Source organism: Desulfosarcina sp., assembly GCF_041551955.1.
Lineage (GTDB): Bacteria > Desulfobacterota > Desulfobacteria > Desulfobacterales > Desulfosarcinaceae > Desulfosarcina.
Genome location: NZ_JBFELV010000216.1, coordinates 1 through 8,278 on the forward strand (window position 1 = coordinate 1; position 8,278 = coordinate 8,278).

Annotated in this window: 9 protein-coding genes; all 9 read left to right on the top strand. The window is 57.6% G+C overall.

The window, feature by feature from the left end; translation table 11 throughout:
- The first annotated feature begins 264 nt into the window (after positions 1-264).
- Complete coding sequence (gene def, locus ABYV26_RS15585) at positions 265-768, top strand: peptide deformylase (RefSeq protein WP_372682287.1); 504 nt, start codon at positions 265-267, stop codon at positions 766-768.
- Complete coding sequence (gene fmt, locus ABYV26_RS15590) at positions 765-1,706, top strand: methionyl-tRNA formyltransferase (protein WP_372682279.1); 942 nt, start codon at positions 765-767, stop codon at positions 1,704-1,706. The genes def and fmt overlap by 4 nt, the downstream gene beginning before the upstream one ends.
- A gap of 6 nt (positions 1,707-1,712) precedes the next feature.
- A complete protein-coding gene (rsmB, locus tag ABYV26_RS15595) occupies positions 1,713-3,125 on the top strand; it encodes a 16S rRNA (cytosine(967)-C(5))-methyltransferase RsmB (RefSeq protein ID WP_372682280.1) in 1,413 nt (470 codons plus the stop codon).
- 14 nt (positions 3,126-3,139) lie between these two features.
- Complete coding sequence (gene gspF / locus ABYV26_RS15600; protein ID WP_372682281.1) at positions 3,140-4,366, top strand: type II secretion system inner membrane protein GspF; 1,227 nt, start codon at positions 3,140-3,142, stop codon at positions 4,364-4,366.
- A gap of 200 nt (positions 4,367-4,566) precedes the next feature.
- Positions 4,567-5,022 (top strand): type II secretion system major pseudopilin GspG, encoded by a 456-nt coding sequence (gene gspG, locus ABYV26_RS15605; RefSeq protein WP_372682282.1) that lies wholly within the window; start codon positions 4,567-4,569, stop codon positions 5,020-5,022.
- A gap of 125 nt (positions 5,023-5,147) precedes the next feature.
- Positions 5,148-5,639 carry a Tfp pilus assembly protein FimT/FimU gene (locus tag ABYV26_RS15610; protein ID WP_372682283.1) on the top strand — a complete coding sequence of 164 codons (492 nt, stop codon included), beginning with the start codon at positions 5,148-5,150 and terminating at the stop codon, positions 5,637-5,639.
- A 2-nt stretch (positions 5,640-5,641) separates the two neighbouring features.
- Positions 5,642-6,070: a prepilin-type N-terminal cleavage/methylation domain-containing protein gene (locus ABYV26_RS15615; RefSeq protein ID WP_372682284.1), complete on the top strand. Its 429-nt coding sequence runs from the start codon at positions 5,642-5,644 to the stop codon at positions 6,068-6,070.
- Positions 6,063-6,767 carry a type II secretion system protein J gene (locus ABYV26_RS15620; RefSeq protein WP_372682285.1) on the top strand — a complete coding sequence of 235 codons (705 nt, stop codon included), beginning with the start codon at positions 6,063-6,065 and terminating at the stop codon, positions 6,765-6,767. Before ABYV26_RS15615 ends, ABYV26_RS15620 begins: the two co-directional genes overlap by 8 nt.
- Positions 6,751-7,845 carry a general secretion pathway protein GspK gene (locus ABYV26_RS15625; RefSeq protein ID WP_372682286.1) on the top strand — a complete coding sequence of 365 codons (1,095 nt, stop codon included), beginning with the start codon at positions 6,751-6,753 and terminating at the stop codon, positions 7,843-7,845. Before ABYV26_RS15620 ends, ABYV26_RS15625 begins: the two co-directional genes overlap by 17 nt.
- The last annotated feature ends 433 nt before the right edge of the window (positions 7,846-8,278 follow it).

The following is an 8,278-nucleotide window of genomic DNA, read 5'->3' on the forward strand; positions in this document are numbered from 1 at the left end:
TCGACAGCTTCCCCAGGGCGCCTCCGCAAATAAATTCCCGATGAAAATAGCTGGATCCCGACCTTGCGCGAGGATGACAACGTCAGTCTGATATCCTGCCGCTAACGATTCCGTCAAAACCGGATCTGAAATCCTGCTTTTAAAACCAGAATTCGTCTACCGTTGTAGCCATTGCCGATCTTTTTCGTTTGAAAATCCATAAATATGCGTTAACTTAACGAGTTGACTTACGACAACGATCAACAGAGGTTGAATACCGTGACCATGTTAGACATACTTACATATCCGAACCGTTTCCTGAAAAAGCACACGACGCCCGTCGAAAATATCGACGGAGACATGCAGACCATTTTCGACAATATGGCCGCGACCATGTACGTGGCCCCCGGTGTAGGCCTGGCCGCTCCTCAGGTAGGCATCGGACAGAGTTTCATCATCTACGACATCGCACCGCGAGAAGAGGGGCACGACCTGCATGTGCTGGTCAACCCGAAAATCATCACCAGCGAGGGCGAAATCCTTTCGGAAAACGAGGGCTGCCTGAGTGTGCCCGACTTCAGGGCGGACGTCAAACGTGCCGAGCGCATTCTCGTGGAAGGGGTCGACCGGGACGGCAACCCCCTGCGCTTCGAGGCAGAGGGCCTTCTGGCCATCGTCATCCAACACGAACTGGATCATCTCAACGGCACCCTGTTTATCGATCACATCAGCACCTTGAAGCGGCAGATGTACAAGCGCCGGGTCAAAAAGGAGATGAAGCAGCAGTGAACCGCCCATTGAAAATAGTCTTTATGGGCACGCCGGATTATGCCGTGCCGTCGCTACGGGCTCTGCATGACAGCGGGCATAAGATCGTAGCCGTGGTCACCCAGCCCGACCGGCCCAAAGGCCGGGGCCGCAGGCTGGCACCGCCGCCGGTCAAAGACATCGCTGTGCACTACGGGTACCCGGTTCTCCAGCCCGAAAAGGTTCGAACCCACGCCTTTCACGAAGCGATGACCCGGCTGGCACCGGACCTGTTCATCGTGGTGGCCTTCGGCCAGATTCTGCCCCAGCGCCTGCTGGACATTCCCGGCATCGGCTCCATCAACGTCCATGCCTCGCTGCTTCCCCGGTACCGCGGCGCCGCACCCATCCAATGGGCCATCATCAACGGGGACCGCGAAACCGGCGTCACGACCATGATGATGGACAAGGGCATGGACACCGGCGATATCCTGCTGATGGAAAAGACCGCCATCGGACCGGATGAAACCGCCGTCGATCTTAACCTCCGCCTCAGCGAAATGGGCGCCCGCACGCTGATCAGGACCCTTGAGCGGCTGCAGAACGGAAGTCTGGAGCGCGCGCCCCAGGACCATACACAGGCCACCTACGCCCCCATGCTTAAAAAAAAGGATGGAAAAATCGACTGGTCCATGCCGGCCGAGCGGATCGAATGCCTGATCCGCGGCGTGACCCCGTGGCCGGGGGCCTATACCTTCAGCGACGGCATGCGCCTGAAGATCTATAAAGCCGGCGTTCTGAAGCGGGAGATCAGCGTCCCGCCGGGCACCATCCTCGAGTGCATTCCCGGAGAGCTCCGCGTGGCCACCGGCAAATGGGTCATCGCCATCCAGGAGATTCAGGGGGACTCGGGCAAACGGCTTCCCATCGACGATTTTCTCTGCGGCTGCCGCCTGCCCGACGGCACGTGTCTGGGATAATCGCCCGTGACCGCATCCTCACCTCGACACCCCATCCGCAGGCGACCAAGACATAACCCGCCAGCCACCGACCCGAGGGCCGCCTCACTGGCCGTGCTGAATCGCCTGGACGCGGGTAAGGCGACCCTGGACGCGGTCCTCGATGATGCAGCGCCCATGTTGGCGGGGCTCTCCCACCGGGACCGGGCCCTTTTCAACCAGCTGGTGTACGGCGTGCTGCGCTGGCGGCTGCGCTTGGATGCCGTGATCGCGGCTCACGCCGAACGGCCCTTAAAAAAAATTTCCCCGCCTATCCTGAACATCCTTAGACTCGGCCTTTTCCAGATCCTGTTCATGGACCGGATCCCGGCATCGGCAGCCGTCAACACGGCGGTCAACCTGGCACGGGCGCGCAAGGCCTCAAATGCAACCGGTTTCGTCAATGCCCTGCTGAGAAATGCCCTGCGGGACCCGCAACGGTTTTGCGTCCCCGATGCCCTGGATTCGCCGGTGGATCACATTGCCCTGACCCACGCCTTTCCCCATTGGCTGGTTTCACGCTGGATAGATCGCATGGGCCTAGCCCAAACCGACCGGTTGTGTGCGGCGATGAACACGATCCCGCCCATCACATTGCGCTGCAACGGGCTGAAAAACGATCTGGCGGAGCTGGTAAAGGCCCTGTCGGACCAGACGGAAGTCATCGAGATCGTGGACACCGTGCCCGGCGGGGTCAACCTGATCCGCCCCCGCCTTCCCATCCCAAAGATGAGGGCCTTCGTCGACGGTCGCTTCTCCGTCCAAGACGGGGCTGCCCAGCTGGTTTCCCTGCTGCTGGCACCCCAACCGGGAGAAACCGTTCTGGACGCGTGTGCCGGTCTGGGTGGAAAGGCGACCCACTTGGCCCAGCTCATGGATAACCGGGGCGCCATCGTGGCCATGGACAACGTGAATGAAAAACTGGCCCGTCTGAAAAACGATGCGCAGCGTCTGGGTTTATCCATTATTCATACCCGACGCACCGACTTGAATCAGCCGCTGGCCCTTGAAACGCTGCCCCGTTTCGACCGAATCCTTCTGGATGCACCCTGCTCCGGCCTGGGCGTGCTGCGGCGCAATCCCGACGCCAAATGGTCGAGCCAACCGTCCGATATCTCTAGATTGGCCAAACAGCAGGCGCGCTTTCTCGACCATCTCGCCCCGCTGGTCAAAAAAAACGGAATCCTGGTTTTTGCCGTCTGCAGTATGGAGCCGGAAGAAAATGAGGGCGTAATCAAGCCGTTTTTGAAAAACCATACAAACTTTGCTATAACCGGAGCGCCTTGCATGGAAGAGAAGACCGTGCTTCCTTTTTTGGGCGCAGACGGCTTTTTCAGAACCGCGCCCCACATCGATCAATTGGACGGCTTTTTCGCAGCACGGCTGCAACGCACGCGCTGACAGGATAAAACGCCATGCCCGTTTATGATTACGAAGCCCTTGACACCAAAGGAAAAACAGTCACCGGAATCATCGATGCCGACGGCGCCCAGGCGGCACGGCAGAAAATCCGCGCCATGGGCAGTTTTCCGGTCACCGTTAAGGAGGTTACGGACGGCGAAACCAGCAAAGAGACCCGAGGCGTCAGCTTCCAGGGGCTGTTCAGCCGTGTCAAACCGGCCCATGTCAGCCTGTGGACCCGTCAGCTGGCGACGCTGACCGGCGCCGGTTTTCCGCTGGTCACCGCACTGACCACCCTGGTCTCTCAGACCAAAATCCATGGATTCACCAAGATCGTCGCCCGGATCAAGGACTCCATTGTCGAGGGCAACAGCTTTGCCTCGTCCCTGACGCTGTACCCGTCGGTTTTCTCTCAGATTTACATCAACATGGTACGCGCCGGAGAGACCTCGGGTACGCTGGAAATCGTTCTCCAGCGCCTGGCGGACATTATGGAAAAACAACAGGAGCTCAAGTCCCGCATTCAAACCGCCATGGCCTACCCCATCCTCATGACCGTCATCGGGACACTGGTGCTTTTTTTTCTGATGACCTTCGTTATCCCCAACATCACCACGATCTTTGTGGACATGAACCAGGCGCTGCCCACCCCGACACGGTTTCTCATCGCGGCCAGCGATCTGTTCAAACGGTTCTGGTGGCTGATTGTGGTCGTGGTTGTCGCCGGCCTGGTGGCCTTAAAGGCCTTTAGAAAGACGGAACGCGGGCTGGTTGCCACGGATCGGATAATGCTTTCCATGCCCATTATGGGCCTGATGCTAAAAAAGATTGCGGTGGCCCGTTTTGCCAGAACCCTCGCGTCGCTGCTCGAAAACGGGGTGACCATGCTACCGGCCCTGGAGATCGTCAGAAATGTCACCGGCAATGTCGTGATCTCAAGCCTCATCGAAAAGGCATCCAGCGAAGTCGAAAAAGGCCAGGGACTGGGCTTGTCGCTGGCAGCCGACGATGTCTTCCCCGATCTGGCCCTACAGATGGTTCAGGTGGGTGAGCAAAGCGGTGAATTGGAATCCATGCTCTACAAAATCGCCGAGGTGTATGAAAACGAAGTCCAGTCATCCATCATGAGCATGATGGCCATGTTGGAGCCGGTAATGATCCTGGTCATGGCCGTGGTCGTGCTGTTTATCGTTCTTTCGATCTGCCTGCCCATTTTCGAAATGAACCAGCTGGTGGGGTAAGAACAACGGTTTGTGGTTCGTGGTTTGTGGTTGGTGGTGGGGTGGATCGGTTAATGGCCAACACCTATCCCCTTTGAGCTTTGAGCTGCGACCTTGTGTGCTTGATTGTTGGGTCGCATTGGGTTAGTATTAATTTTTCGATAAACGTGAAGGATTCAACGGCGCCGGTTAAGTACCAGGCAAGAAACCATGGAGGAATCATGAAGCTGTCACACCCGCAACATGTGGGCAACTGCCGCGGTTTCACCCTGATCGAGCTGATGGTGGTCATCGTCATCCTCGGCATTCTGGCCGGCTTGATCGTCCCCCGCATCATGGGCCGTCCTGAGCAGGCCAAGCAACTCAAGGCCAGAATGCAAATCGAAAGCATTGGCACGGCCCTGAAGCTCTACAAACTGGACAATGGCATGTATCCATCTACCGAACAAGGGATGCAGGCCCTGGTGGAGCAGCCCGCCACCGGCAATATTCCCAAAAACTGGCGCAAGGGCGGCTACCTGGAAAAAGGCAAGGTGCCCAGAGACCCTTGGGGCAATGATTTCATCTACCTCAGTCCGGGCATCCATGATGATTTTGACATCATCGCATACGGAGCTGACGGGGCGGCCGGCGGTGAAGACGAAGATGCGGACATCAACAGCTGGGAGATCGAATAACGCGGCGCCGGCGATCACCAGACGGGTCTGCGCCCGTTTCTCATGCCATTACATCGAGCCAGTCTGGCGGTCTGCACGCCTGGCACACGCTGGCACCCCCGGAAAATGAAACAGGAACCACCCGTTTGAGTGACCGTGGATTCACCCTGATTGAAATGATCGTCGTGACCGCGCTGATCAGCATCATGCTGGTGGTGGCCATCCCCCGCCTGGACGGCGGACTCTTTTCCGACGGCAGCGACGAAACCGCACGCTGGATTATCGGCACTGTCCGCGGCCTCAAGGAAAAATCGGTTGTCGAAAACAAGACCTACCTGCTCAACGTGTCCCCCGACGTTCAGCGGCTCTGGATCACCGAAGCCGGCATGACGGATACCGATGCTGAAGCCGCGCGCGAGGCCGGCCATTCATTGCCGCGCGGGGTGAACATCGACCATGTGGCATTTTCCCAGACGGAGCGTGTCTCCAGCGGGACCATCCCCATCGCTTTTTATCCCAAGGGTTACTCCGACAAAGCCGTCATCCGCCTGCGAACCAACGACGGTGATCGACTGGCCTTTTTTATCGAACCCTTTCTGGCCGGGGTCAATCTGGTCAGGGGTTCGGAAGGTTGGTAAGCATGGCGTCCGGCAACCCTCACCGCCGCCGAACGGCGTTCAGCCGGAGAGGCCGCTCGGAAACCGGCTTCACCCTCATGGAAGTGATGGTGGCCATGTCCGTGGTGGCCATCGCGCTGATGGCCATTTATCGCATGCACACCCAAACCCTGTTTATGGATGCCAGGGGACGGTTCGACACGACAGCGACCCTGCTGATGGGCCAGAAGCTGGCCGACATCGACACGAGTGAACTAAAGGATCTTTCCGGCGACAGCGGCGATTTCGGCGACGCCAACCCCGGATACGCGTGGCAGATCCAAACGGAGGAAGTCTCGTCCGACCAGCTCAAAGAAGACGGGCCGACACTAAAGCGGATTACTGTTACCATCAGCCTCAACGAGGAAGCATCCGTATTTAGACTTGATACTTACAGGCTCTTGTATGAATAGCACACGCCGGCGGCCATCCACGCCAGCGGTCTCCAGCAGCGGGTTCACTCTGTTGGAGATCATGGTGGCGATCTTTATCTTCGCCGTGGTGATCACGACTGTTTTCGGCTCGTTCCGGATTGTTTTTTCCAGCGCCGATGCCGTTGGCGGCGACGTGGCCATCTTCGAGTCAGCCCGCACCTGCCTGGGGCGCATGGCCACCGATCTGAAAGGCATGGTCGTCTCCGACTACCCGCGATATTCCAAACCCACCTTCGATGACGCACAGGATCCCTATCGATTGGTGGGAGATACCAGCGACGTTGCCGGCGGCAGCTTCGGCCGCCTGCAATTCGCATCCTTGGCCCACCTGGCCGTGAACCGAGACCAGCGGCAGGGGGTGTGCCGCATCGTCTACTATGTTGACCAGCGATGGGACGAGACGCTGGTCCTGCGCCGCGCCGACGACCTCTACCCCTTTCCCGATTTCGAGGAGAGCCAAGACGACCCCATCTTATGCGACAACCTATTGGCCCTCGAATTCGCCTATCAGGGTGCCGAAGATGAAACCAGCGACCGTTGGGATTCGGAATCGGCCGATACCGATTACGCCACACCACGGTCGGTCGACATCCGGTTGACGGTGGGAACGCCGTCCAGACCCAAACTATTCACCACACGGGTATCCCTGCATGTGTACCGTGAAGCCGCCCAATAGCCCCACGGGCCAAGAACTATTCGGCAACCACCGGGGAGTTGCGATCCTGATCGCCATCGGTGTAGTGGCCGTGCTGCTCACCGCCGGCTTGGCCTTGAACAGTCGGATCCGCAGTTCGGTCACCGGCGCCTTTCTGGCCAGGGAGCGGGTGGTCCTTTCCGAGATGGCCGTATCCGGCGTCCAGGCCGCCATGGTGATGTTGATCAACGACCGCAAGGAGAACGACACGGATACCCTGCAGGAGGATTGGGCCAACCCGGAAAAGGTGGCCGAAATGATGGGGTTGATTCCCTATGATGAAGGCCGTGTCGATGTCCACATCTCCGATGAACGAGGCAAAATTCAGGTCAATGCCCTGGTCAAATTCCCCGAAGGCCAGCAGTTTTCGGCCAGCCAGCGCTTCCTCTGGGAACGACTGCTGGATCAGGTGTTCTCCCTGTTTGAGGAGGTGCCGGACAGCGACCCCAATATGATCATCAATTCTCTGAAAGACTGGCTGGACCACGGCGATGACGAGGCCATTACCGGATTGAGCGGCGCCGAGTCCGACTACTACGAGGGTCTGGAGCCGCCGTACAGCTGCAAGAACGGACCTTTCGATCACCTGGGAGAGGTCGCCCTGGTTCAAGGGATTACCCCGGACCTGTTTGCCGGCGCCGGCGGCGCGGTCGGGCTCTCATCTCTGTTGACGGTTCACGGTGTGTCGGCTGCCGGTGACGGCCGCTTCACCTACGACGGCAAGATCAACATCTCGACCGCCGATGTGGCCGTGCTCGCCACCCTGCTGCCGCCTGAAAATTCGGATCTCGCCGAAGCCCTGGCCGACTACCGCGTGGCCAAGGCGGATGAGACCTATACCAACACCATCTCCAATGCCGGTTGGTACAAAAATGTGCCGGGGGCCGGCGGCATCACGATCAATCCCGATCTTATCACCGTCTCCAGCGACCTGTTCAGGATCGTCTCTACCGCTACACGCAATGAAAGAACCGCCACCGTCAACGTGGTTGTCCAGCGGGTAAAAGAGGATGGCACCGGCAGATGGATCTGTAAAACCTTGCTGTGGCAAGCACAATAGGATATACAAAGTGCCTGTTAATTACTGTAGCCTGGATCGAATGGTTTTACGATTTCGACAACCTGCAATCGTTTTAGTGAATACGGTATAAATTTTGCTTATTTTATTCCAGCAAATCAGTGATGCGTTCCACGGATTGATAATAATTCTTTTCATTATCAATTGTTAAAGGCTTTCAAAAGGCAATGAAGATAGTTGTTTAGGTTTATCATCTGCCAAAAAATTATCCGGACATGTACAAATTTGGCATTTTTTCAAGAATGTGGTGCTGGCGTATCTCCGTCAAACAGATGCAACGAACCGACGGGCAGTCGGTTTTTTGTCGGTCTGGATCGCGATACGCATCAAAAAAGACTCAGCACCCAAAAACCGATCGTCGCGTTGCCGATCGATAGCCACGAGACCCCAAACAGATAAACAACCATGAGCCGCA